Source organism: Nocardia anocheti (assembly GCF_029675105.1).
GTDB lineage: Bacteria > Actinomycetota > Actinomycetes > Mycobacteriales > Mycobacteriaceae > Nocardia.
The window spans coordinates 64,885-90,095 of the sequence record NZ_JAQQFV010000009.1 but is presented as its reverse complement, the minus strand read 5'-3'; the positions used below and the strand labels follow the sequence as shown (position 1 = coordinate 90,095).

24 protein-coding genes are annotated in these 25,211 nt (G+C 69.9%); 8 read left to right on the top strand and 16 right to left on the bottom strand.

Translation table 11 applies throughout. From position 1 onward, the window contains the following. A complete protein-coding gene (gene eccE, locus QC180_RS23360) occupies positions 1-1,644 on the top strand; it encodes a type VII secretion protein EccE (protein WP_278264940.1) in 1,644 nt (547 codons plus the stop codon). On the opposite strand, the gene QC180_RS23355 is transcribed toward eccE, so the two are convergent. Beyond that, a complete protein-coding gene (locus QC180_RS23355) occupies positions 1,641-2,201 on the bottom strand; it encodes an NADPH-dependent FMN reductase (protein ID WP_278264939.1) in 561 nt (186 codons plus the stop codon). The two genes, eccE and QC180_RS23355, sit on opposite strands and share 4 nt — an antisense overlap. A 66-nt stretch (positions 2,202-2,267) precedes the next feature. Between QC180_RS23355 and QC180_RS23350 the strand changes: the two genes are divergently transcribed. From QC180_RS23350 to QC180_RS23340, 3 genes are all read left to right on the top strand, one after another. Continuing rightward, a complete protein-coding gene (locus QC180_RS23350; protein ID WP_278264938.1) occupies positions 2,268-3,287 on the top strand; it encodes an NADP-dependent oxidoreductase in 1,020 nt (339 codons plus the stop codon). Positions 3,288-3,321: 34 nt separating this feature from the next. Continuing rightward, positions 3,322-3,702: a MerR family transcriptional regulator gene (locus QC180_RS23345; RefSeq protein ID WP_278264937.1), complete on the top strand. Its 381-nt coding sequence runs from the start codon at positions 3,322-3,324 to the stop codon at positions 3,700-3,702. An 81-nt stretch (positions 3,703-3,783) separates the two neighbouring features. Then, entirely contained in the window at positions 3,784-4,761 is a 978-nt protein-coding gene (locus QC180_RS23340; RefSeq protein WP_278264936.1) for a GAF domain-containing protein, read from the top strand. A gap of 1 nt (position 4,762) precedes the next feature. On the opposite strand, the gene QC180_RS23335 is transcribed toward QC180_RS23340, so the two are convergent. Further along, positions 4,763-5,572, bottom strand: coding sequence for an S-methyl-5'-thioadenosine phosphorylase (locus tag QC180_RS23335; protein ID WP_278264935.1), 810 nt, complete (start codon positions 5,570-5,572; stop codon positions 4,763-4,765). Positions 5,573-5,702: 130 nt separating this feature from the next. Here QC180_RS23335 and QC180_RS23330 point away from each other — a divergent pair, with 130 nt between their 5' ends. Next, a complete protein-coding gene (locus QC180_RS23330) occupies positions 5,703-6,029 on the top strand; it encodes a metal-sensitive transcriptional regulator (RefSeq protein ID WP_278264934.1) in 327 nt (108 codons plus the stop codon). Positions 6,030-6,032: 3 nt separating this feature from the next. Here QC180_RS23330 and QC180_RS23325 read toward each other — a convergent pair whose 3' ends face one another. From QC180_RS23325 to infA, 12 genes are all read right to left on the bottom strand, one after another. After that, a complete protein-coding gene (locus QC180_RS23325) occupies positions 6,033-6,932 on the bottom strand; it encodes a nitrilase-related carbon-nitrogen hydrolase (RefSeq protein WP_278265181.1) in 900 nt (299 codons plus the stop codon). Between the two features lie 200 nt (positions 6,933-7,132). After that, positions 7,133-8,095, bottom strand: coding sequence for a helix-turn-helix domain-containing protein (locus QC180_RS23320; RefSeq protein ID WP_278264933.1), 963 nt, complete (start codon positions 8,093-8,095; stop codon positions 7,133-7,135). A 117-nt stretch (positions 8,096-8,212) separates the two neighbouring features. Next, a complete protein-coding gene (locus QC180_RS23315) occupies positions 8,213-9,175 on the bottom strand; it encodes an AraC family transcriptional regulator (protein ID WP_278264932.1) in 963 nt (320 codons plus the stop codon). A 20-nt stretch (positions 9,176-9,195) separates the two neighbouring features. Beyond that, a complete protein-coding gene (locus QC180_RS23310; protein WP_278265180.1) occupies positions 9,196-9,570 on the bottom strand; it encodes an SHOCT domain-containing protein in 375 nt (124 codons plus the stop codon). A 141-nt stretch (positions 9,571-9,711) separates the two neighbouring features. Next, complete coding sequence (truA, locus tag QC180_RS23305; protein WP_278264931.1) at positions 9,712-10,551, bottom strand: tRNA pseudouridine(38-40) synthase TruA; 840 nt, start codon at positions 10,549-10,551, stop codon at positions 9,712-9,714. Between the two features lie 76 nt (positions 10,552-10,627). Further along, positions 10,628-11,131, bottom strand: a complete 504-nt coding sequence (gene rplQ, locus QC180_RS23300) for a 50S ribosomal protein L17 (protein ID WP_278264930.1) — start codon at positions 11,129-11,131, stop codon at positions 10,628-10,630. Between the two features lie 44 nt (positions 11,132-11,175). Then, positions 11,176-12,234: a DNA-directed RNA polymerase subunit alpha gene (locus tag QC180_RS23295; RefSeq protein WP_022567324.1), complete on the bottom strand. Its 1,059-nt coding sequence runs from the start codon at positions 12,232-12,234 to the stop codon at positions 11,176-11,178. Between the two features lie 123 nt (positions 12,235-12,357). Further along, positions 12,358-12,963 (bottom strand): 30S ribosomal protein S4, encoded by a 606-nt coding sequence (gene rpsD, locus QC180_RS23290; RefSeq protein WP_218717566.1) that lies wholly within the window; start codon positions 12,961-12,963, stop codon positions 12,358-12,360. Between the two features lie 22 nt (positions 12,964-12,985). Further along, positions 12,986-13,399 carry a 30S ribosomal protein S11 gene (rpsK, locus tag QC180_RS23285; RefSeq protein ID WP_019045110.1) on the bottom strand — a complete coding sequence of 138 codons (414 nt, stop codon included), beginning with the start codon at positions 13,397-13,399 and terminating at the stop codon, positions 12,986-12,988. A 9-nt stretch (positions 13,400-13,408) separates the two neighbouring features. Next, on the bottom strand, positions 13,409-13,780 hold the full coding sequence (rpsM, locus tag QC180_RS23280) for a 30S ribosomal protein S13 (RefSeq protein WP_019045109.1): 372 nt from the start codon (positions 13,778-13,780) through the stop codon (positions 13,409-13,411). A gap of 182 nt (positions 13,781-13,962) precedes the next feature. After that, positions 13,963-14,076 carry a 50S ribosomal protein L36 gene (rpmJ, locus tag QC180_RS23275; protein ID WP_011207363.1) on the bottom strand — a complete coding sequence of 38 codons (114 nt, stop codon included), beginning with the start codon at positions 14,074-14,076 and terminating at the stop codon, positions 13,963-13,965. 148 nt (positions 14,077-14,224) lie between these two features. Beyond that, on the bottom strand, positions 14,225-14,446 hold the full coding sequence (gene infA / locus QC180_RS23270) for a translation initiation factor IF-1 (protein WP_003418601.1): 222 nt from the start codon (positions 14,444-14,446) through the stop codon (positions 14,225-14,227). A 240-nt stretch (positions 14,447-14,686) separates the two neighbouring features. On the opposite strand from infA, the gene QC180_RS23265 reads away from it, so the two are divergent. Further along, a complete protein-coding gene (locus QC180_RS23265; RefSeq protein WP_278264929.1) occupies positions 14,687-19,063 on the top strand; it encodes a nucleotide-binding protein in 4,377 nt (1,458 codons plus the stop codon). 15 nt (positions 19,064-19,078) lie between these two features. On the opposite strand, the gene QC180_RS23260 is transcribed toward QC180_RS23265, so the two are convergent. Then, positions 19,079-19,429 (bottom strand): DUF4254 domain-containing protein, encoded by a 351-nt coding sequence (locus tag QC180_RS23260; protein ID WP_278264928.1) that lies wholly within the window; start codon positions 19,427-19,429, stop codon positions 19,079-19,081. Between the two features lie 323 nt (positions 19,430-19,752). Between QC180_RS23260 and QC180_RS23255 the strand changes: the two genes are divergently transcribed. Both QC180_RS23255 and QC180_RS23250 read left to right on the top strand, forming a co-directional pair. After that, positions 19,753-20,562, top strand: coding sequence for a GntR family transcriptional regulator (locus QC180_RS23255; RefSeq protein WP_278264927.1), 810 nt, complete (start codon positions 19,753-19,755; stop codon positions 20,560-20,562). Next, the gene (locus QC180_RS23250) at positions 20,559-21,146 is read left to right on the top strand and encodes a GNAT family N-acetyltransferase (RefSeq protein ID WP_278264926.1); all 588 of its coding nucleotides are present in this window, start codon (positions 20,559-20,561) and stop codon (positions 21,144-21,146) included. The genes QC180_RS23255 and QC180_RS23250 overlap by 4 nt, the downstream gene beginning before the upstream one ends. Positions 21,147-21,148: 2 nt before the next feature. Here the strand turns inward: QC180_RS23250 and eccCa are convergent, their stop codons facing one another. Then, positions 21,149-25,204, bottom strand: coding sequence for a type VII secretion protein EccCa (gene eccCa, locus QC180_RS23245; protein WP_278264925.1), 4,056 nt, complete (start codon positions 25,202-25,204; stop codon positions 21,149-21,151). Positions 25,205-25,211: the final 7 nt, after the last annotated feature.

Sequence of the window (25,211 nt, the reverse complement as noted above, 5' to 3'; positions counted from 1 at the left end):
ATGGCCGAGTTCACCGGTACGGGACCGCGCCCGCTGTTCGGTCGGATCACATTGCCGCACCTGCTGACAGCGCAGGTCATCGGCCTGATCGTCGGGGTGGTCGCGCTGGTGTGCGGGCTGAATCCGTGGATCGCGCTCGGCATCGCCGTGGTCGTCGCCCTGGTCCCGCTGATCCCGCTCGGCAAGCGTCCGCTGCTCGACTGGATCACCACGCTGCGTCGTTATCTGGGCAAGCGCGAGTACACCCTCGGTGACACCGTCGACTTCCGCGACACCGACGGCCGCTCCCTCGGCCTGTACTGGGACGGCAGCCGCGTGGTCACCGTGGTGGAGGTGCTGCCGCCGCGCGGCGGGCTGACCCGCATCGCCCGCACCACCGTGCACGCCTCCCACCTGCTCCCCCTGCCCGAGCTGGCCGCCTGCCTCAACCAGCACGACATCCTGCTCAGCGGCATCGACATCATCAGCCACGGTCACCGCAGCCGCGCGGGCACTCCGGCGGGCGCGATCTACGAATCGCTGCTGGGCCCGCTGCCCGCCACCGCGCATCGCACGGTCTGGCTGGCGATCAGCTTCGACGCGGTGCGCTGCCCGGACGCGGCCGAGCGGCGCGGCGGTGGCACCGATGGCGCCTCGCGCGCGGTCACCATCGCCACCCAGCGCATCATGCGCACGCTCGAGGACGCCGACTGCAACGCCCGTATCCTCACCGCCCCCGAGATCCGCAAGGCCGTGCAGCAGATCACCACCGGCCTCGACCCGCGCACGCTCAGCCAACGCTGGAAGTACGCCGAGATCGGCAACGCGGTCAATATCGGCAGCGCGGTCGACCCCAAGCAGCTCGGCAGTGATCTGCTCGCCCAGCTGTGGGTGGCCCCCTCGCGCGGCACCACGGTCTCGGTGCGGCTGCGTCCCGGCAGCGACGCCGAGTCGGTGAGCGTGGGCGCGGCCTGGCGGCTGACCGCGCGTGAGCTGCCGGAGAAGACCAAGACCAAGGGCACGGTGTCGATGAACGGGCGCCATCGCGACGCCCTGCTCGCGCACCTGCCGATCGCGGTGCCCGGCCTCGACGACACCATCCCGACCACCGAGTACCCGATCGACGTGATCGGCGCGCTGCACCTGCCCTCGGCGGGCTGCGGGCAGCTGCTCGGTTCCGACGACGAGGGCAACGGCGTCGCGGCCAGGATCATCGGCTCGGGTATCTCCACGGTCTATGTGGCGGGCGAGCTGTATCTGGCCCAGCAGCTGGTGTTCCGCGCGCTGGCCGTGGGCGAGCGGGTGCTGGTACGTACCGACCGGGCGCAGGCCTGGGAGCACCTGGTCAACACCGTCGGCAATCCCGAGCGGCTGACCATCGCGGTCGAAACCCACCAGTCCGACGCGGGATTCACCGCCACCATCGTCGACGGTGTGCTCGCCCCCGCCCCGCACGCGGGTGTCACCACCATCTACCTCACCGGTGATCCCAACGGCTGGCCCGCCTCACGGCCCGACCTGGAGATCTACCAGCCGGGCGCGGTCGGCAACCGGGTGGTGCTGCGCACCGGCACCACGCGGGTGAACCTGAGCCTGGTGTCCATCCCGCGCGAGGCGACCTACATCGGTCAGCCGCGCGGGCAGCGGCAGATGGCCAACGCCTAGCCCGGATACGGATCGGCGGCCCGCGCGGCGCGCAGGGACCGCCCCCACCAGGCCAGTTGGCCGAGCATGCGAGCCGAGGCATCGATCGCGGCGCGGTCGTCGGTGCTGCCGTCGGCGGCGAAGCGGCGCTTGGCCTGGGCGAAGCTCACCGACTCGCGCACCGAGACCATGTGCAGTTCGGCGACCACCTGACGCAGCTGTTCGACCGCGCGCAGGCCGCCGGAGAGCCCGCCGTAGGACACGAAGCCGATCGGCTTGGTCCGCCACTCGTGTTTGACGCTGTCGAGCGCCGTTTTCAACGATGCCGGGTAGCCGTGGTTGTACTCCGAGGTCACCGCCACGAAGGTGTCGGCGGCACCGATCCTGGCCCGGAACTGCTCCACCGCAGGCGTTTCCGCCAGATCCGACGGCAGCGCGAGCTCGCGCAGATCCAGCACCCCGATCTCGAACTCGGGTCGCTCGGCCGCCGCCGCGAGGAACCAGTCCGCCACCACCGGGGCGAACCGCTCGGGACGGGTACTGGCGACGATGACCTCCAACCGCAACGGTATCCGCATGCGCTGAGCCTATCCGCGCGCGTCGGGCTTGACCTTCACGCATACGTGAAGCTTTAGCGTCGGGCCATGATCGAGACCATTGCCCGCACCACCGGTGCGATCCAGTTGATCTCCCGTCCCGTCGGCTTCCCCGACCCGGCCGATTTCGCCCTCGTCGACCTGCCCGTCGCCGCGCCCGCGCCCGGCCAGGTGCTGATCCGCAATCTGTTCACCTCCCTCGATCCCGGCCTGCTCATGCGCATCGGCGACTATCCGGGAATCCCGATGCCGCCCTTGGGGATCGGTGAGCCGCTGTCCGGCGACGCGATCGGCGAGGTCGTGCTGTCCGAGGACGCGGCGCTGCCGCCGGGGACGCTGGTGACGCACCGGCTGGGTTGGCGCGACTACGCGGTGGCCGACGCCGAGACGGTGCGCGCGGTCGACGCGGACGCCTACGACTCGCCCTCGACCCATCTCGGTGTCGGCCTGGTGGCCTATGCCGGACTCACCGCGGTGGCCGAATTGCGCCCCGGCGACACGGTTTTCGTCTCCAGCGCCGCCGGGGCCACCGGCGGACTGGCCGGTCAGCTCGCCCGGCTGCTCGGCGCGGGACGGGTCGTCGGGAGCGCCGGGTCACCGGCGAAAGTGGCCTACGCGGTCGAGGAGCTGGGCTTCGACGCCGCCTTCGACCATCACGACGGTCCGGCCGTCGACCGGCTGCGCGAGCTCGCCCCCGACGGGATCGACGTCTACTTCGACACCGTCGGCGGCGAGCAGCTGCGCGCGGCCATCGAGGTGATGAACCCCGGCGGGCGCATCGCCCTGTGCGGCGCGCTGGCCCGGCAGCGCGCGGGCGGCACCCCCGACGCCGGACCCGGCGATCTGCTGCCGGTGATCGGCAAGCGCCTCACGCTGCGCGGCTTCACCGCCTTCGACCATCTGCACCTGGCCCCGGAATACGGCCGCCGCCTGCGGAATTGGCTCGCCACCGACGCGATCGTGCAGACCGAGACGGTGGTCGACGGCTTGGCCGATGCCCCGGCCGCCCTGCTGGATCTGGTGCGCGGGCGCTATCGCGGGAAGGTTGTCGTGCGCCACACGCGTTGACCTGACCACACAGCGGCGAAGGGATGATCCAGACATGCTCATCGGGGAACTTGCTGCGCGCACCGGCATCACGCGGCGGGCACTGCGCTTCTACGAGGAACTGGGCCTGCTCACCAGCGAGCGCACGTCCGCGGGCTACCGGACCTACGGCGAGGAGGCCGTCGCCCGGGTGCGCAATATCCGCGAACTGCTCGAGATCGGTTTCACCGTCGAGGACGTGCGCGCCTTCCAGCCGTATCTGGATCGCGCTCTGCCGGAACGGTTTCCGGACGAGCCGCGCTGCGCCGACGGCTACGCGGCCATCGGGCGTCCGCGTGTGGCTGAGCTCGAACGGCGCATCGCGCGGCTCACCGAGTTGCGCGACCGGATGGTCGAGCGGATGCCGTGGCTGGCCCAGGACGATCCGGCCCGCTGACCTGCCCCACACCGCGCGTGATCGATCGGGCACGATGGTCCGGGTCATGTCGTAGGCGGGGTGGTGACAAAGGGGGCAGTGGTGATCATCGGGCGATGGCAACTGGTGGAGACACTCGGCGCGCCGGAGAACTGGTCGATGTTGACGGCGGGGACGACGCCCAGGGAGTGGACGTCGTATCAGCGCGCGATCCCGACCCGGCTGCAACCCCTGGTCGCGACCGCGCACGCCTCCGGTGAGCGGATCGAACGGACCCTGCCCCGATCACGGAACCCCTGGTCGGAGTTGTTGTTCCGAGCCGACCCGGTGTGCTGGGCCGATGCCGGGGTGCACGGGGTGCGGGTGTGGGTGGGCCAACGGGCCCCGGAGCAGGACCTCGGCGCGGCACCGTTCCAGGTCGACGCGCGCACCCGGGTCGTGCGCACCATGCCCTCGGGGCTCGGCCCGCACTTCGGCGCCACGCCGGTCGAATACACCGGGGCCGAACAGTTCCAGCGCATCGACCGCTTCGACGGCGCGCTCGATGTCGTCGCGGCGCTGACCCGTTCGGAGCCGGGTAGCCGATGGTCGGCCGTCGCGACGGTACGCTCGGGTTCGGGTCCGCGTTCGCTGCTGCTCGCGGCCCGCAACAGCGACACCGATCGCTTCGCCTGGCGCGGTCTCGCCGTCGACGTCACCGACAGCGTTGTCCCGCAACCCAAGTCGTTCGAGGCGGCGACCCTGGAACTGCTGCGCGATACTCAGCCGGGCCTGTATCTGGTCATCCTCGACACCGCGCAGGTGCGCATGGTGCGCTGGGTGACCGAGCCCGTCCCCGGCCTGCGCTGGCGCGGCACCGACGAACGCACCGTGCCCCATCCCGACGACCGGGTCAGGATCACCGCCGCGCGCGCGGAGATCATGGCGGGCGCCACCAGGGCCGCGCTGCCCGCGCTGCGGTTGGCCGCCGAGAACGGCGGTTGGCTGACCGCCGACGTCGAGGTGTCGCCGCTGCCCGGCAGCGACGTGGTGCCCGCCTTCGTGCTGGCTCAGCTGCAGGTCACCGCGCCGCCGCGGTGAGTCAGGGCAGTTCGAAGGGCAGCGAGACCCCGGCGTGCACGCGGCAGCGCTCGCAGGTGTCGGTGCCGTCGACGGCCGAGACCGCGCGGCGCAGCAGCTCCTTGAACGGGCCCAGGTTCTTCTTGAACTCGGCGAACACGTCCACCGCGTGCACGCCGTCGCCCTCCTCGAGACCGGCGTCGAGGTCGGTGATCAGCGCGACCGCGGCGTAGCACATCTCGAGTTCGCGGGCGAGGACCGCTTCGGGGTGCCCGGTCATGTTCACCAGGTCCCAGCCCTGCCCGGCGAACCAGCGGCTCTCGGCGCGGGTGGAGAAGCGCGGGCCCTGCACCACGACCATGGTGCCGGAGTCCTCCACGCGCAGGTCGTCACCGGCCGACTTCACCGCGGCCGCGCGCAGGTCGTCGCAGTAGGGGTCGGCGAAGGAGACGTGCACGCCGCCGCCGTCGAAGTAGGTCTGCGGGCGACCCGAGGTCCGGTCGACGAGCTGGTCGGGCACGGCGACGGTGCCCGGCCCCCAGTCGGCGCGCAGGCTGCCGACCGCGCACGGCGCGAACACCCGGCGCACGCCGAGCGAGCGCAGCGCCCACAGATTGGCCTGATAGGGCAGGGTGTGCGGGGCGAATTCGTGCTGCTTGCCGTGGCGCGGCAGGAAGGCCACCGCCCGTCCGTCGACCTCGCCGATCGCGACGGGCGCGCTGGGGGCGCCGTACGGGGTGTCGACCTCGACGTGCGTGGCGTCGTTGTCGAAGAAGTCATAGAAACCGCTGCCGCCGATGACGGCGAGGGCGGGCCGGGGAAGCGAACTCATACACTGATTCTCCCGGCAACCCCGCCGGGGCGCAGCACCGGGACCCGACCTGACAACACACCCCCGATTCTGTACCCTAGGGGGGTATTAAGCTCGCGTCGCGAGCGCCCAGGCAGGCGAGGAGACCCCGGTGACCGCACCCACCCCCGAGACCGACCCGAGCTGCGACCACGCCTCGCACGGTTACATCACCGCCAAGGACGACTACCTCAAGCGCCTGCGTCGCATCGAGGGACAGTCCCGTGGCCTGCAACGCATGGTCGAGGAGGAGAAGTACTGCATCGACATCCTCACCCAGGTCTCGGCCATGACCAAGGCCCTGCAGGCCGTCGCGATGGGGCTGCTCGAGGACCACATCAGTCACTGCGTGGTCGACGCCGCCGTCGCCGGTGGACCCGAGGCCGAGGCCAAGATCAAGGAAGCCACCGACGCGATCGCGCGCCTCGTCCGCTCCTGATCCTCAGGTGCGGGCCGGTTCGCGCCGGGCGATCCGGCCGCTGGGTGTGCGGCAGGAGGCCGGGCGCGGCGAACGGCTGATGTCCAGGTCGGCGAAGATGACGCCCTCCTCGCCCTCGGCCAGCGGCTGCGCGAGTTCCAGGCCGCCGGGGCCGAAGATCCGCGAGACGCCCCCGCCGCCGTGCAGTAGCCGACGATCGGGCCTGCGCGCGTCGACCACCTCCCAGCCCGCCACCGGCACCACCGCGACCGGGGCGATCACGTGCGTCCCGCCGTCCATGGCGTAGCGCACGCTGGCGGCGGTATTGAGTTCGGGCCCCCATTCCTTGCCCTCGCCGTAGTACACCGTGAAGCCCGACCACGCGGCCACGTGGATCTGTTCGCGCTGCTCGTGCATGCGCCCGCGCAGTTCCGAGCGCAGATGGTCGGCGCCGCCGAGCACGCCGACGCGGCCGCATTCGATGTCGCGCACCAGCAGACCGCCGTCGGACGGGCTGAACACCGTGCGTTCCAGGCCGGTCGGTTCGGCCTTGCGGACCACCGCGATGTCACCGTCGCTGTCGATCAGCGCCTGCGCCATGAACACCTCGCGCCCGGCCCGCTCGGCGAAACCGATCGAGACGTGAATGCCTTTGCGACGCGCGGCGTAGCCGATCGCTCGCAGTTCGGGACCGTCGGCGGTCAGGGCGTTGGACAGGTACCGGGCCAGGAACTCCTCGCCCCAGTCGACCGAGTTCAGCCACATCCACCACGGGAAGCCGGGCAGGAATGTCTCCGGAAAGGCGACCAGTCGCGCACCCCCGTCGGCGGCCGTATCGATGTATTCGATGGCCTGCTCGACCCCAGCAGACAAGTTCAACCACTTCGGCTCGGCTTGCACCGCAGCCACGCGTACTCGGCTCATCCCGTGACCCCTGTCGCTCATCCCTGAAAAGTGTTCGATTCACTCTCTCTCAGATAGGCGCGCGCCAAACTGTCATACCGTGCCAGGCGACTGACCGTCCGTGCCAACCCGGGGAAATGCGACCGTCGCGAATTCGGCACGAGAACAGTATTCGCCCCGATCGTTTTCCAGGCAATCCCGCGACAATTCCGCGTGTGCGCTCACGCGGTGACGCCGCGCGGCCTGCTGGCCGCCGCGAGCAATCGGTACTCCCCCGGCGTCATCCCCATCTCCAGCCGGAACGCGCGGAAGAAGTGCCGCTCGGAGGCGAACCCCGCCGACAGCGCGACCGAGGACGCCGAACGCCCCGGTTCGCGGGTGAGCAGCGCGCGGGCCGCGTCGACCCGCATGCGCCTCAGCACGGCGCTGAGGCTCTCGCCCACGTCGTCGAAGAGCCGGTAGAGCGTGCGCCGCGAGACCAGGCAGGACCGGGCGATCTCGTCGACGGTCAGCGCCGGATCGGCGCAGCGGCCGCGCATGAACGCCAGCACCTGCTCGCGGGTGAGCGTCTGGGCGGGCTGCCCGGCGGGCAGTTCGCCCGCGGCCAGGCGCACGGCCGAGGCCAGCAGGCCGACCGCGTTGTTCGCCAGCACCGCGGCCTGACCGGGCGATTCGCTCTGGATCCTGGCCAGATCGCGGAAGAATCCGGCGACCACCCCGCCCGCGCTGTCGGCGGCCACCCGCACCGCGGTCGGCAGGTGCGCGCGATCGGTGCCGAACCGCTCCTCGACCACGGCCATCGGCATCCGGATGACCACCTGCGTCCAGTCGGCGGCCCGCAGATCCCACTGATAGGGGCGAGAGGTGTCGTAGAAGACCATGTCACCGGGGGTGACCTGGGCGACGCGCCCGTCCTGGTGCAGCGCGCCGACCCCCTCGGTCAGGATCGAGACCAGCAGGTATTCCTCGTCGGAACGCCCGATACAGCGCGGGGTGCGTCGGACGATCTGCCCGCTCGAGCCGAGGGTGGACAGGTCGAAATCCGGCATGGTCGCGCGCTCGATCCAGCCGTGGAAACCGCCGCGGCGCTCGGCGTCCACCGCCAGCGGCACGTAACTCGCCGAGAGCATCGACTCCCACCGCGCGAACGAGTCGTTCGCGCCGCGAGGCCCCGCCGCCACCACGCCGACCACCTCGTTCCCTCTCCGCGTCGATCAGCAAACTGTGGGCGTCCGAACATCAGGGACGCTCCTGTTCGCCGAGCCTGCCAGATCAGCCGGAACCTTTCCACCGAAACCACGTCATCCGGGCCGAGCAACAATCCGGTATTCCCCCGGCGTCATCCCGGTCGCCGCGCGGAACACGCGGTAGAACTGCCGCTCGGTGCCGAAGCCCGACGCCGCCGCCACGGCCGCGATCGACCTCTCCTCGCCCGAGGCCAGCAGCGTCCTGGCCCGCTCCACCCGCAACCGGCGCACCAGCGCCCCGAGGCCGCCGTCGAGGTCGTCGACGAGCCGGTACAGCGACCGCCGCGACACCCGGCAGCCCGTCGCGATCCGATCGATCGACAGGCCGGGATCGGTGAAATGGGCGTGCACGAAGTCCAGTACCTGCTGACGGGTCACGGCCTCGATCTGAGCCCGCCCTGGTCGCTCGCCCGCCGCGATGGTGGCGGCCGCGCCGACCAGATCGATCCCGGCGGCGGCGAGGACCGCGGCCGCGACCGGATCGGTGGCGTGCAGGTCGGCGACCCGCCGGAAGTACCTGGCCAGCGCGAACCCGACCGCGCCGCCCCCGATCACCCGGCCCGCGGGCAGCGCCTCGGCGCGCACCCCGAGGAAGTCCACCACGCGCTGGCGGGGCACCCGGATGGTCAGATCCTCGATCGGGCCGTCGGAACGCCAGCTGATGGGCTGGGTTGTGTCGTAGAAGATCATCGAGCCCGGGGTGAGCTCGACCCGGTGGCCCGCGTGTTCCACCCGGGCCGAGCCGCCGAGCACGACACTGCCGATGACGTGGAACTCCTCGGCCCTGGCGATATGGCGCCGGTGCCGCCGCAGCTCGTGCCCCTCGACCGCCACCGTGCCGACGGCCACCTCACCGAAGTCGGCCGACCTGATCCGGCCCGCGAACGAGCGCGGCACCGTCGGGGCGATCGCCACCTCGGTCAGCGCGCCGGTGACCAGGTGCTCCCAGTACCCGAACGCGTCCGGCGCCGCGATCTGCCCGGTCAAGCAGACCTCCGGGAATCCCTCGAACGCCATGGCGAGATCATGGCATGCATTCAGCCCAGCGCTTTCGCCTTCAGGTGGTCGAATTCGGCCTGGGTGATGGCGCCGGAATCGAGCAGTTTCTTGGCGTCGGCGATCTGCGCGGCCGGGCTGGTACCCGCGGTCTCGCGAATGTAGTCGTCCTGCGCGGCCTTCACCTGTTTCGCCTCGACCTCGGCGCGCTCGGACATCCCGCCGCCGCGCACGATCAGATAAACCAGCGCGGTGAGCAGGGGCAGGATGAACAGGAACACCACCCAGATCGCCTTCACCCAGCCGGAGGTCTTCTTGTCGCGGAAAAGGTCGGAAATGATCATGAAGAGCAGCAGCAGATACGCGATGAATGCGAAGCTCATGATGATGAGCCAGACAACGTCCCAGAACGACATGGTGTTCCCCTGAATCGTTATATCCGGCAATGATTTACCGGGCGATTGCCGATGCACCCGCCTTTCGATGCCGAAGTTAGCACCGAATTGTTTGTGCGACCAAGGGGAACCGCCGCAAAGCTCTCATCCGCGATACCGGGGTCAGTCGCCGCAGCATCCTTCGCCCGCCACGGGCACCGTGCGCACCTCGCGGGTCTCGGCGTTGCGGGCGGCCAGGTCGGCGTCGGCGGGGTAGTCCACGGCGATCAGGCTCAGCCCGTGCGCGGGCGCCACGGTGACCGAGCTCGACCGTTCGGTCGCGGTCAGCAGGCCGCCCACCCAGTCCGGCGTGCGCCTGCCCTCGCCGACGGCGAGCACCGCGCCGACCAGGCTGCGCACCATCGACCAGCAGAAAGCGTCGGCGCTGACGTAGGCCGTCAGCAGTTCACCTTCGCACACCCAGTCGAAACGCTGGAGTTCGCGCACGGTGGTCGCGCCCTCGCGGCGGCGGCAGAAGGCGGCGAAGTCGTGCAGGCCGAGCAGGTTCCGCGAGGCCGCGCGCATGGCGTCGAGATCGACACCGGGCTTGCAGGCCACCACGCTGCGGGCGCGCAGCGGCTCGGCGCCGTAGGGCGCGGTGGTCAGGCGGTAGGCGTAGTGGCGGCGCATCGCGGAGAAGCGCGCGTCGAATTCCGCGGGCGCGGGGCGCGCGTCGGTGATGCGCACGTCCTTGGGCAGGAAGCGGGCCATCCGGTGCAGGAGTTTGGGGGCGTCGAGGTCGGCGGTGGTGTCGAAGTGCGCGACCTGGCCCTCGGCGTGCACCCCGGCGTCGGTGCGCCCGGCGACGGTGAGCTGGATCGGCTCGCGGAACACCTTCGACAGCGAGTCCTCCAGCACGCCCTGCACCGTGCGCAGGCCGGGTTGACGCGCCCAGCCGGTGAAATCGGTGCCGTCGTAACTGATCCCGAGCCGCACCCGAGTGGTCTCGCCGGTCTCCTGCATCGCTTCCTCTCCGCGTGAAAAGAACCGAGCCCGTCACCCACGCGGGGTGACGGGCTCGGCCCGGACTACCTGAAAATCAGGCGTCCTTCTTGTCCTCGGTGGCCTCGTCGGCGGCCTCGGCGACGACCTCTTCGGTCTTCTCCTCGGCGACCTCGGCGGCGGGCGCCTCGGTCTTCTGCGACGCGGCGACGCGACGGGCCCGGTCGGCCTCGTTGGTCACGGTCTTCTCGCGGACGAGCTCGATGACGGCCATCGGCGCGTTGTCACCCTTGCGCGGCAGCGCCTTGGTGATGCGGGTGTAGCCACCCTCGCGACCCTCGAACGAGGGGCCGATCTCCGCGAACAGGGCGTGCACGACGTCCTTGTTGCGGATGACCTTCAGCACCTCGCGACGGTCGGCCAGGGTGCCGCCCTTCGCCTTGGTGATGATCTTCTCGGCGTACGGACGCACCGCCTTGGCCTTGGCCTCGGTGGTCGTGATCCGACCGTGCTCGAAAAGCGCCGTGGCCAGATTGGCGAAGATCGCCTTCTGGTGCGACGCCGACCCGCCGAAGCGGGCACCCTTCTTGGGCTTGGGCATTGGATTCTCCTTGGGAAAGGTCGACCGGGGTGCCCCCCGATGACCTAGAGCTGTTCGGTCTCGGCGTAGTCCTGCTCGCCGCCGTCGGTGTCACTGAAGGTGCCGGAATCGCTCCAGGTGCCGGTGCTCGCGTCGTAACCCACCACCGAGGACGGGTCGAACGAGGCGGGCGAGTCCTTCAGCGAGAGGCCGAGCGCGTGCAGCTTGACCTTGACCTCGTCGATGGACTTCTGGCCGAAGTTGCGGATGTCCAGCAGGTCCGACTCGGTGCGGGCCACGAGCTCGCCCACCGTGTGCACACCCTCGCGCTTGAGGCAGTTGTAGGACCGGACGGTGAGGTCCAGGTCCTCGATCGGCAGACCGAAGGAGGCGATGTGATCCGCCTCGGCCGGGCTGGGGCCGATCTCGATGCCCTCGGCTTCGACGTTGAGCTCACGGGCCAGCCCGAAGAGCTCGACCAGGGTCTTACCGGCCGAAGCCAGCGCGTCCCGGGCCGTGATGGAGTTCTTGGTCTCCACGTCGAGGATGAGACGGTCGAAGTCGGTGCGCTGCTCGACACGGGTGGCCTCGACCTTGTAGGTCACCTTGAGCACCGGGGAGTAGATCGAATCCACCGGGATCCGGCCGATTTCCGCACCGGTCGCCTTGTTCTGCACGGCGGGCACGTAACCACGGCCCCGCTCGACGACGAGCTCGATCTCGAGCTTGCCCTTGTCGTTCAGGGTGGCGATGTGCATGTCCGGGTTGTGCACGACGACACCGGCGGGCGGGACGATGTCACCGGCGGTGACGGTGCCCGGGCCCTGCTTGCGGACGTACATGGTGACCGGCTCGTCCTCTTCGGAGGACACGACCAGACCCTTGAGGTTCAGGATGATGTCGGTGACGTCTTCCTTCACACCGGGAACGGTGGTGAACTCGTGCAGGACACCGTCGATGCGGATGCTCGTGACCGCGGCCCCCGGGATGGAGGACAGCAGGGTACGACGCAGCGAGTTGCCGAGGGTGTAACCGAAGCCCGGCTCGAGGGGTTCGATGGTGAACTTCGAGCGGTTCTCCGCCACAACCTCTTCGGTCAGTGTCGGACGCTGGGAAATCAGCATGAGGATCTACTTCCTGTCAGGGCGTCCGCTATTTGACGCCTCATCAGTGATGCGGATGGTCGTATTCGGGACGGCCATCCACCGTGTGGTGAGCCGCCCGAAAGCGGCTCACCAGCAGTGGCATTACTTCGAGTAGTACTCGACGATGAGCTGTTCCTGCAGCGGCACATCGATCTGGGCACGCTCGGGGAGCTGGTGCACCAGGATGCGCAGGCGGCCGGGGACGACCTGCAGCCAACCGGGAACGGGACGCTCGCCGACGGTCTCACGCGCGACCTGGAACGGCAGGGTCGGCAGCGACTTCTCCTTGACATCGATGATGTCGTACTGGGAGACCTGGTAGCTGGGCACGTTCACCTTGACGCCGTTGACGACGAAGTGGCCGTGGCTGACCAGCTGGCGAGCCTGGCGACGGGTACGCGCCAGACCGGCGCGGTACACGACGTTGTCCAGACGCGACTCGAGCAGACGCAGCAGGTTGTCGCCGGTCTTGCCCTTGAGGCGGTTGGCCTCTTCGTAGTAGCGACGGAACTGCTTCTCCATGACGCCGTAGGAGAAGCGAGCCTTCTGCTTCTCCTGCAGCTGCATCAGGTACTCGGATTCCTTGATCCGCGCGCGGCCGTGCTGGCCGGGCGGGTAAGGACGACGCTCGAACGCCTGGTCGCCTCCGACGAGGTCGACGCGCAGACGACGCGACTTGCGGGTGATGGGGCCTGTATAACGAGCCATTTTTTAACTGTTTCCTTTCCCGCTAGACGCGACGACGCTTGGGCGGACGGCAGCCGTTGTGCGGCTGGGGGGTGACATCGGAGATCGAACCGACCTCGAGCCCCGCGGCCTGCAGCGAACGGATCGCGGTCTCGCGGCCCGAACCCGGGCCCTTCACGAACACGTCGACCTTCTTGACGCCGTTCTCCTGCGCCTTGCGGGCAGCGTTCTCGGCGGCGAGCTGCGCGGCGAACGGGGTGCTCTTACGCGAACCCTTGAAGCCGACGTGGCCCGACGACGCCCACGAGATGACATTGCCCTCGGGGTCGGTGATCGAGACGATCGTGTTGTTGAACGTGCTCTTGATGTGCGCGTGGCCGTGCGGGATGTTCTTCTTATCCCGGCGACGCGACTTCTGAGTCTTCTTCGGGCCAGCGGCCCGGCTCTTCGGAGGCATACGCTATCCCTACTTCTTCTTGCCGGCGACGGTCTTCTTCGGACCCTTGCGCGTACGCGCGTTGGTCTTGGTGCGCTGACCACGAACGGGCAGGCCACGACGGTGGCGGATGCCCTGGTAGCAGCCGATCTCGATCTTGCGGCGAATATCGGCCTGGACCTCGCGGCGCAGGTCACCTTCGACCTTGAACTCCGACGCCTCGATGTAGTCGCGGAGCTTGGTCAGGTCGTCGTCGCTGAGATCCTTCGAGCGCAGGTCCGGGCTGACGCCGGTCTGAGCCAGGATCTCGGTGGCGCGGGTGCGCCCGATTCCGAAAATGTAGGTCAACGCGATCTCCATGCGCTTTTCGCGCGGGAGATCGACGCCCATCAGACGTGCCATGTGGCAGGTTCCTTCTGGTTGCGGAGGTCTGCTCCCTGTCCGTCCCCCCGTCTTTGCAGTGGGGGCACCGGCCTCCGTACCGGTGGTTGGCGCGTGCGAAACCTCGTGCACGTGCTGGAGCTGGGAGTTCTTCTTTTTCGGTCAGTCCGATCAGACGATCGGTGCCCGGCGGTGCTGCTGGATCAGCCCTGGCGCTGCTTGTGGCGCAGGTTGTCGCAGATCACCATGACCCGGCCGTGACGGCGGATCACCTTGCACTTCTCGCAGATCTTCTTGACGCTCGGCTGAACCTTCACGTCCGTCCAATCTTTTCTTGGTCCACAAGGGTCTGTGAACACAGTTTTTCCCCAGCCGACGACTGGGGAAGTCTGTTGCGCGCTCCGACCGGGGCCGGAACACCATGCGACGCCGCGTGCCGGTCAGGCTCGCGGCGTCGAGCGGGTCTCACTTGTAGCGGTAGACAATCCGGCCACGCGAGAGGTCGTAGGGCGACAGCTCGACGACCACGCGGTCCTCCGGAAGGATGCGAATGTAGTGCTGCCGCATCTTTCCGCTGATGTGCGCGAGAACCTTGTGACCGTTCTCGAGCTCGATCCGGAACATCGCATTGGGCAGCGGCTCGACAACTCGACCCTCGACCTCGATGGCCCCGTCTTTCTTCGCCATATCCTCCGCGATCCCGGTTATGCTTCTAACCTGAGTTTGGATTGCCTCGTAGCTGCTCGCTGACACGCGAGCAGTCGGCGCATGGGTGCACCGCCGCTCAAGCTTACCGGTCCGGGTGTCCAGAGGCAAAAATGCCCCGCCCGGACCGCCCGCCACGAGCGTCGGGGTTGTCGCGTAAACTCGGCGCCGTCCAGATGTGGGTCGAGCAGATCGGGGGACCCTGGTGAGCGAGGCGCGCCGGTGAGCCGCAACAACGACAGTCTCCCCATGCTGCCGCCGTGGCTGTCGGAGAGCGACGTCACACAGGTCGGTTACGAGGCTCCGGTCGAGAACCTGCCCCAGGACGACCTGATCGAGGAGGCCCCCAAACGCCGCCGCTTCATGAGCCGCGGCGACGATTCGGGCCGCAAGGACAAGCGCCGCCGTCGCAAGGACCGCGAGCCGGAAGACGCCACTCCCGACGCTCAGCCCACCCCGAACGCGGCCCAGGGCCAGCAGGGATGGGCCACCGGCCCCCACGGCTCCGCCGACCCCCAAGCCACGTCCGGCGACCCCCGCTCCGCGCAGGATGGTCCCGACGCCGCGCACGGCCGAACCTCGCCGACACCCCAGTCCGCCCAACCGGGCTGGGACGCGAACCCTCTGATCCCGAACGGTCAGCCCCCGTTCCCGCAGTCCCCCGAGCAGTCCGCCCCGCAGGGCGCGCCGACCTCGGGACCCGGCCAGCCCTGGCCCCCCACCGACCAGCCACCGTGGACCGCCCAGCCGACACCCGGCCCCGGACCCGACCAGGCACCGTGGAACTCCGGCTCTCCCACCGTTCCCGCGCCCGGCCCTGGTGCCGACCAGGGACCGTGGAACACCGGCTCTCGCGCCGTCCCCAGCGCGTCTGACCAGGGACAGTCCGGCCCGCTCTCTGCCCCCGGACCCGGCACGCCGGAACAGGCACCGTGGAACACCGGCCAGCCGCCCACATCCGGCCCCGGCGCCGCCGACCAGGCATCCCGGAGTACCGGACAGCCGTCTGCTGGCGGCCCTGGAACCGGCGCCGCGAGTCAGGCACCTTGGAACGCCGGGCAGCCCTCGAACCCGACGCCCGGAGCGAATGCGTCCGGCCAGGCACCGTGGAACACCGGCCAGCCGTCGGCAGCGACGACTCCGCAGGGCGCGACTCCCAGCACCGCCGACCAGGCGCCATGGACCACCGGTCAGCCCGCCACCCCGGCCCCCGGCCCCACCGCCTCCGATCAGGTGCCGTGGAACACGGGCCAGCCCCCGGCCGCCACCACTCCGCCGAGCGCGGCTCCCACCACGGGCGCCGCAGACCAGGCCCCGTGGAACGCCGGGCAGCCTTCGACGCCCAGCACTCCCGCCCAGTCGAGCCTGCCGACCCGCACCCCTGCTCCACCGTCGAACGGCTTCACTCCCCTGGGCCCGTCCGCCCAGCGCCAGCGCCCCGATCTGCCCCCACCACCCCCACTGCCGGACCCCCCTGCCCGCCCCACCGAGGCCCCGCCACGCCTGACGGCCCCCGCCACTCCGCCCCAGCCGTCGACCGGCTCGACGGGTGTCTCCGATGGCGTTCACGGCCCGGACGCGGCATCCGCAGTGGCCTCCACGGCATCGACCGGCAACGCCACACCACCTGCCCCCGACGCGGCGTCGGCGACAGGAGCGGCGTCGGCGACCGGCAGCCTCGCCCCGAGCACCGGTGCCCCGACTGACGCGTCGCCCGATGACGCCCGTGCCGCCGACCGCGCAGCGAACACCGACTCCGCTCCCCAGCGCCTGACCACCCCCTCGGCCCCCGCCGAGTCCTCACCTCGCGTCGCCGCAGCGGAGGCCGCCCTGGCCGCCGCGACCCAGGCGCCCCAACGCCTCACCGACCCCTCGGCCACCGCTGAATCATCACCACGCATCGCCGCAGCCGAAGCAGCGCTGGCCGCCGCAGCACAGACACCCCAACGCCTGACCGACCCCTCCGCCACCGCTGAATCATCACCGCGCGTCGCCGCAGCCGAAGCAGCCCTGGCCGCCGCAGCGCAGGCACCTCAGCAAACCAGCGATCCGTCGCCCACTTCTGACTCGAGCTCCACCGCCGCGCCCGACTCGGCCCCGGCCGCCCAGACGGAACCCGGTCAGCAGACCGGCGAAGCGGCCCTCGCGGCAGCAGCAGCCGCAGACCAGCAGACCAGCGAACCCTCAACCACCCGCGACGCGAACCCGCACATCGCCACAGCCGAAGCGGCGCTCGCGGCGGCAGCGGCCGCAGGCCAGCGAACCAGCGAACCGTCGGCCACTCGCGACGCGAATCCGCACATCGCCACCGCCGAAGCAGCCCTCGCGGCAGCAGCGGCCGCAGGCCAGCAGACCAGCGAACCCTCCACCGCTCGTGAAGCCAACCCGCACATCGCCACCGCCGAAGCAGCCCTCGCGGCGGCAGCGGCAGCGGGCCAGCGGAGCAGCGAGCAGTCCACGGCTCGTGAAGCCAACCCGCATATCGCCATCGCTGAAGCCGCGCTGGCGGCGGCAGCGGCGGCTGGGCAGCGGGCCGCTACCGGCGACGGTGGTGTGGCGGGTGACGACGCGGCCGAAGCCACGCGGGCGCCGCGGCGGCTCACTGATCCGACGGCCGGGCGGCACAGTGCCAGGGAGTCCGGTGTCGGGGAAGGCGGAGCCGAGGAAGCCGCGGATGGTTCGCGGATTCCGGGGGTTCCCACGCAGTCGGCGAATGCGTTCCGGCAGGCGGGGAGCGATGTTCCGGACCCGGTGACCTCGCCCGCCGATACCAAGGCCACCGAGGTGCATCCGACGGCCTCGGCGGATCCGCGTCACGCCGACGCGGAGCAGGTCGGCTCGGCGGCCGCCACCAGCGGCACCCAGCCCTCGGCGGCTGCCACCGGTGGTGCCCAGCCCCCGGCAGCCGACGATGCTCGCACCTCCGGGCCGGGCGCGCCCGTGCAGTCCGCCGACGCACCCTCGGCCGCTCCCGCGGACCGGACGCAGGTCATCCGGAGCGCCCCGACGAATTCCGTCCCTGCCCCTTACAGCTCCGGCACGGAAACATCGCAGCCCCAACAGCACTCGCCCTACAGCTCCGCTCCCCAGCGCGCTCCGGGCCCCGACGAACAGTCCCCCTACGCCTCCGGGCAGACTCCGTCTTACGCTGCGACGCAATACAATTCGATTCCCGGCGACCCCACGCACGACGTGCAGGCCTCGCCGGACGCGCAGACCCAGATGTTCCGCACCGACGACCCGCGCCTGCAGCCGAACCTGAATCAAGCACCGGGCGACGGCCAGTGGCAGGGCACCCCGGGACAGCACGGCCAGGCACCCCAATCCGACTACAACGCAGCCGGTTACGCCCAGCACGGCGGACCTGCGCAGAGCGCGGACCAGGGATTCAACGGCGCGCAGCCGTGGCAGGGGCAGGCACCCCGACCGGCCCACGGTTCCGGCGAGTTCGCGATGCCCGAGGGCGCACAGCCGTGGCAAGCCCAGGGCGAGCCCGACGGCGCACCGCAGCCCTACCAGCACGGCGCTCCCCAGCAGGCCCCGGACGGTCAACCCCCGTATCAGGGCTACCCGCCCAACAACCCGGCCCAGCCCTATCAGCAGTACCAGCAGCCGGGTCAGTACCAGCAGCCGCAGCAGGGCTGGGGTGGCAACCAGCAGCAGCCGAATTTCCAGGCCCCGTCCCTGGACAATGTCCCGGTCAAACGGGCGAAGAAGGCCCCGGGTAGCGGTTGGCGTAAAGCGGTGCACCATGTTTCGGGGGGTGCGATCAACCCGGGCATGTCCGCCGAGGAGATGCGGCTCCAGGAACTGGTGGCGCGTATCCGCCAGCCCGTGCGCGGTGACTACCGGATCGCGGTGCTCTCACTCAAGGGCGGTGTCGGCAAGACGACGACCACCACCGGGCTGGGTTCGATCTTCGCCTCGATCCGTGGTGACCGCGTGATCGCCGTCGACGCCAACCCGGACTTCGGCACCCTGTCGCAGCGCGTGGCCCTGCAGACCCGCTCGACCGTGCGCGACCTGCTGCTCGATCCCTCGATCGAGCGCTACTCCGATGTCCGCAGGCACACCTCGCAGAGTTCGAGTCGCCTGGAAGTGCTTGCCAGCGAACGGGATCCGGCCGCGTCGGAGTCGTTCAACGACGAGGAGTACCGGGCGGTGGCGCGCATCCTGCAGCGCTTCTACAACATCATCCTCACCGACTGCGGCACCGGCCTGATGCACTCGGCGATGACCGGTGTGCTGGATCTGGCGCACTCCCTGGTGCTGATCTCCTCGGCCGCCATCGACGGTGCCCGCAGCGCCGCGGCGACCCTGGACTGGCTGTCGCTGCACGGGCACGATCACCTGGTCCGCAACGCGGTGGTGGTGATCAACCTGCCGCGTGAGGGTTCGCCGAACGTCGGTGTCCAGCAGCTGCGGGAGTACTTCCTGTCGCGGTGCCGTGCCGTGCACATCATCCCGTTCGACGAGCATCTGTCCGAGGGCGCCGAGATCGATCTGCACCGCCTGCACAAGACGACCAAGCGCGCCTACGTGGAACTGGCGGCGACCGTCGCCGACGAGTTCGGCGTCAGCCACCACCGCTTCGGCTGAGGCGCGGCTGCCGGATCACCACTCCGGCAGCCTGCGCCGTCCTGCCAGCACATCGCGGACCAGGTCGTCGTAGGCGTCGGCCAGTTCGGCCAGGTGGTGCCAGGCGGAGTGCAGCATCTCGTCGTGGGCGGCCAGGGTCATCAGCGCGTGGTGCGCGCGCACCGACGACTCGGCCAGCCGGTCGATCACCGCGCCGATCGTCTCGGTGTGCAGTGTCGCGCCGAGCCGGTGCTGCGGAACTCCGCGCAGCACCCAGTCGTCGATCGCCAGGACCAGTTCGCTTCGGCGGCAGTCGATCTCACGCATGACCTGCGGATCGGTGTCGACGAAGCCACCCCGGCCGACGACCCGTTTCTCGTGCAGCACAGCGAGATCGCGCGCGAACCACAGCAGCGGACCCCCGACGACCCGATGTCCGCGACACGCCCGGACGAGAAGATCGGAGAGCGGGAGCAGACCGGTACTCGCGGGCGGCCCGGCGGTATCGACACACCGGAGTGTGTCGGGGAAAGCCATTACGACCGTAGAACTCTCCGAACCAGCCACGTTGCCTCGCCGTCATCGCCGCACAGCACCGGATCAGGACGTTCATTACAATAAACCTCGCAAGCTTCCTGTCAAGCATTACTCGGCCGTAGGTAACCCAGACGAGTACACTTCGTTACCTGCACGACCTACCGAGGAGCACGATGGCGGACGGTCCTACCTACCTCCGGATCGCGAACCTCCTCCGTGAGGAGATCCGCGCGGGCACGTGGAAACCGGGCGACCGGCTGCCCAGCCATTCCGAACTCGCCGAGCAGATGCAGGTCTCGATCACCACCGCGCGCAACGCGATTCAGGTGCTGGTCGCCGAAAACCTGGTCTACACAGCGACTTCCCGTGGCACCATCGTGCGCAACCAGCAGGTGCTCGAATCCGTGGTCACCGACCACATCCGGCGCGATCGACCCAAGTCCTCGCACGACATCTTCTCCGAGATCGCGCGCGCGGCCAATCGGGAACCGTCCAAGGAATTCAGTACCAGGATGGAACCGGCCGACGCGCAGGTGGCCCAGTGGCTCGGCGTGCCCGTGGACTCCTGGGTACTCGCCCGCACCGTCGTACAACACCTCGATAACGAACCGTGGTCGTGGGAGGTGAGTTTCTACCCACGCGATCTGGCCGAGGCGGCCGGTCTCGACTCCCCGCGCGACATCCCCGAGGGCACCACCCGCCGCCTGGCCGACCGCGGCTACGGCGAGACCGCCCATCGCGACACCGTGCTGGCCCGTCCGGCGACCGCCGAGGAGGCCGCGGTCCTCGGTGTCGCCACCGGCACCGTCCTGCTCGATCACCTGCGCATCGGCGCCAACCACGAGCGGGTCACCCGGGCGACCCGGCATCGTTCCCAGGCGGGCCGCAACCGGCTGGCCTACCAACTCGGCGACGCGGCGGGCACCGACGTCATCGCCCGGACCCTCGGCATCGCACCCGGGCCTGCCGTCGCCCTGCCATGACCGTGGGCATGCGCCCGGCCATCCTGGGCGACCTGCCGCTGATCTGCCGCCTGCGCGTGCAACGCACCGCCTGGCTCACCGCCCGTGGCTCCGACCAGTGGACGGTCGCCGGGCGCGGGCGCCCGATCGAGATCTTCGCCGGTGCGGTGGGGCGCTCCCTGGACGCGGGTGAGACGTGGATCGCCGAGGTCGACGGGGAGGCGGCGGGCACGATCACCGTCAACCACCGGGCCGACCCGGGACTGTGGTCGCCGTGGGAGCTGGCCGAGTCGGTGATCGTGCACTTCATGATCGTCGACCTGCGTTTCGCGGGCCGCCGGGTGGGCCACCACATGCTCACCCACGCCGCCCATCTCGCCCAGCACGAGCGCCGCCCGTGGGTGCGCCTCGACGCCTGGACCACCAATACCGAATTGCACGACTACTACCGCCGCGCCGGTTTCGTGCTGGCGCGCATCGCGGGACCGGCGACCACCGGCCCGTCGCGGGCGCTGTTCGAGCGCCGCGTCGAGCCGTGTCCGCCGCGTCGGGGGCGCGCCCCCAGCACGCGGCTACCGTTCTCGGCGGCCACCGTGCTGGACTGAGTTCACAGCTGCGGTAGGTCGGCGACCTGGACCATCTCGATACCCTGGCTGCGCGAGACCAGCGTGCCGCGCCCGGGCGGCATCTTGCTCGGGCGGATCTCGCCGACGAGTTTGCCCTCTTCCCGGGAGCCGCTCATGATCAGCGTCTGCACGGACAGGTTCTTCATGGCGCCGAGGATCGGGTCGTAGAGGGCGCGCGAGACCCCGCCCATCCGCCGGGTGACGACCAGGTGCAGGCCCACATCGCGAGCCTGGGGCAGGTATTCGAGCAGCGGTGCGAACGGGTTGATCGAGCCGGTGGCGACCATGTCGTAGTCGTCGACGAGGACATAGAGTTCCGGCCCGCTCCACCAGCTGCGGTCGCGCAACTGCTGCTGGGTGATGTCGGCGCCGGGAATCCGCTTGGACAGGTAGGTGGCGACCTCGGAGATCATCTGGCCGCAGGTCTGCGAGGAGGTGGAGTACCCGGCCAGCACGTCGCCCTCGAGCACGCCGAGCATGGTGCGGCGGTAGTCGATGAGGATCACCCTGGCGCCGTCGGACCCGGACTGTTCGGCGATGCTCATCGCGATATTGCGCAGCAGCGTGGTCTTGCCGCATTCCACGTCGGCGAAGGCCATGAAGTGCGGCTCGATCCCGAAATCCAGGACCAGCGGCTGCAATTCGGATTCGCCGAGTCCCACGACGACGCGGGTGTTGTCGAGTTCGATGCCCTGTTCGCGCGCGGTGGCCAGCAGTTGTTCGCGCGGGAAGCTCAGCGGCAGCATCCTGACCTCGGGCGCGCGGCGGCCCGGGTAGAGCGCGGTGAGCCCTTCGCGCGCCCTGGTCACGCCGTCGGCGACGGTGCTCGGGTCGGAGTCGGAGTCCAGGCGCGGCAGCGCGATCAGCATGTGCAGGTGTTCGGCGGTGAGGCCACGTCCCGGCTTGCCGACCGGCACCTGATGGGCCACGCGGCGGCCCATCTCCGAATCGCTGGGGTCACCGAGGCGCAGTTCGATCCTGGTGCCGATCTGGTCCTTGACCACCGGGCGGATCTCGGCCCAGCGGGAGGCGCCGATCATCAGGTGGATGCCGAAGGACAGACCCTGCGCCGCGATGGCGTTGATCTGGCCCTCGAGCAGGTCGAATTCCTCGCGGATGGCCGACCAGCCGTCGATGACCAGGAAGACGTCACCGAACAGGTCCGCCGCGAGCGGATCGCCGGGAGCCGCAGTGGTGCCGTTGATCTGGCGGGCCTCCAGCGCGGAGAACTTGCGGCGGCGGAACTCGGCCATGGATTCGATGCCGAGTTCGGCGAAGCGTTCCTCGCGCTGGCGCAGCAGGGTGGTCAGCTCGGCGATGGTGCGGCGCACCCGGTCACCGTCGAGTCGGCCCGCGACCGAACCCACGTGCGGCACACCGACCAGGCCCGCCATGCTGCCGCCACCGAAGTCGAGGCAGTAGAACTGCACCTGTTCGGGGGTGTGGGTGGCCGCGGCGGCCATGATGATGGTGCGCAGCGTGGTCGACTTGCCCGACTGCGGACCACCGACGACGGCCACATTGCCCAGCGCGCCAGCCAGATTGATGGTGAGCACGTCGCGCCGCTGCTCGTAGGGCTTGTCGATGACACCGATCGGCATCCACAGCTGGCCGTGCCGGTTGACCGGCGAGCGCCAGTCCGGATCGGGCAGCAGCATGTCGGCGGTCGGGGATTCCTCCAGCGGCGGCAGCCAGACCTCGTGCGCCGGGCGGCCATGACCGGTGAGGCGCTTGACCACCACGTCCAGCAGCGAGTCCGGAATGCCTTCCTCGGCGGCGGGACCCGACGGCGGGGGCGGCGGGAGTTCGGGCAGGCCACGCAGCGGGGCGTCCTCGGGCTCGTCGACCTCGGTCACCTCGACCGGGGCCGCGGTGAACACCACGGGGCGCTGACCTGCGACGGGCGCGCCGTCGTCACCGGTGACGGTCCCCGCGGGCGCCACGTAGGGCCCGGAGACGTAGCTGGCGTTGAAGCGCAACGGTTCGGAGGCGTCGCTCTTGAGGTAGCCCGCGCCGGGCACGCTGGGCAGGTGGTAGGCGTCGGTGATGCCCAGGACCGCGCGGGATTCGTTGGCGGAGAAGGTGCGTAGGCCGATGCGGTAGGACAGGTGTGATTCCAGCCCGCGCAGCTTGTTCTCCTCGAGCCGCTGTGAGGCCAGCAGCAGATGCACGTGCAGCGAGCGGCCGAGTCGGCCGATCATCACGAACAGTTCGGCGAAATCGGGCTTCTGCGAGAGCAGTTCGGAGAACTCGTCGACGACGACGAACAGCGCGGGTAGCGGGTCGAGCGGAACGCCCGCGGCCCTGGCCTTCTCGTAGTCGGTGACATTGGCGTAGTTGCCCGCCGAGCGCAGCAGTTCCTGGCGGCGGTTCATCTCACCGGCGAGCGCGTCCTTCATGCGGTCGACCAGCGACAGTTCCTCTTCCAGGTTGGTGATCACCGCCGCGACGTGCGGCAGCGAGTCCAGTCCGAGGAAGGTCGCGCCGCCCTTGAAGTCGACCAGGACCAGGTTCAGCGCGTCCGGGGAGTGCGTGGTGACCATCGACAACACCAGCGTGCGCAGGAATTCCGACTTGCCCGAGCCGGTGGCGCCGATGCACAGCCCGTGCGGGCCCATGCCGTTCTCGGCCGATTCCTTGATGTCGATCTCGACCGGGGTGCCGTCGGGGGTGATGCCGATCGGGACCCGCAGCCGTTCGCGCGCGGTCCGCGGCCGCCACACCCGGGCCGGATCGATCTGGGCGGCGTCGGGGATGCGCAGCAGGGCCATGAGGCCGGGATCGGCGGTGGTGCCCTCCCCCAGGTTGACGATCTGCGCCGCCGTCGCGAGCCGGTAGCGGGCCAGGTCGCGGGCGAAGGATTCCGCCTCGGCCACGCTCACCCGGTCGGCCGAGGCGAAGCGCTCGACCCCGGCCGCGCTGCGCGCCGAGACCTCGCCCTCGCCGACGACCAGTTGCAGACCGCGCCGGGCGGCCAGGCCGTGCTCGGGCGCGGTGAGGTCGAGCACGGTCACCGAGTCCAGGCCGGACTCGTTGATGACGCGTTCGTTGCCGCTGATGTAGCCGTCGTCGATGACGATCACCAGGTGCAGGCGGCCCTGGGTCGGCTGCGGATTGCGCATGAACCGGCCGCGTTCGAGCAGTTCGGTCTGTAGGGCCGACTCGAGTTCGCCGAGGGAGGTGTACATCATCCGCGCCGAGCCGAGCCCGTCACGCTGAGTCGGATGTTGCAGGTGCGGTAGCCATTTCGCCCACGCCCAGTGGGTGTCGGGATCGGCGCACACGATCGCGACGGCGAGATGGTCGGGGCCGTGGAAGGTGGTCAGTTCCATCAGCATCGCGCGCACCAGTTCCCTGGCGTCGGCGTCGGGGCCGCCGATGTTGATGGCGGGGAACGCGCGCAGCGACACCGCGGTCGGCAGGCCGTGCACGACGGAGTGGGTGCGCACGAATCGGCGCAGCGCCACGGTGGACACCGGTTCCAGGTCCTCGAGCGGGCCGGTCTCCGGGCGGGCCAGCTTGGTGGCCAGGCGGTGGCTGCCGACGCCGACGCGCACGTGTCCGAAGTCGGGATCGTTGGGCCTGCGCTCCCACATCCGCCTGCTGCCGACGAGCGAGGCGAGGTCGGCGGGCTCGGGATGACTCCAGCCCAGCGTCTCGAGCTGCTTGGAACCGGTGGTGCGCACGTCCTTGCGCACCTGGTCCAGGTAGCGGAAGTAGTCCTTGCGTTCCTCGTTGAGCTCGACCGCGCGCTTGGGGCCGCCGCCGCGCATGCCCGCCATCATGCCGACCATCGACATGAGCATCATCATCGGGAACATCATCGACATCGGGTTCGACAGCAGGCTGCGACCCATCGACGCCATCATGGCGATCATGCCGACCACCGCGACGACCATGATGACGGGCATCAGCTTCATCATCAGCGGTGCCGGGAGCGCGCGCTGGATCTCCGGCGGCGGGGTGAGCGCGACTTCACCACCCGGCGCGCGCGGCGGCGCGATACGGGGACGTCGGACGAAACCTTCGGTAGCCATCGTTGCC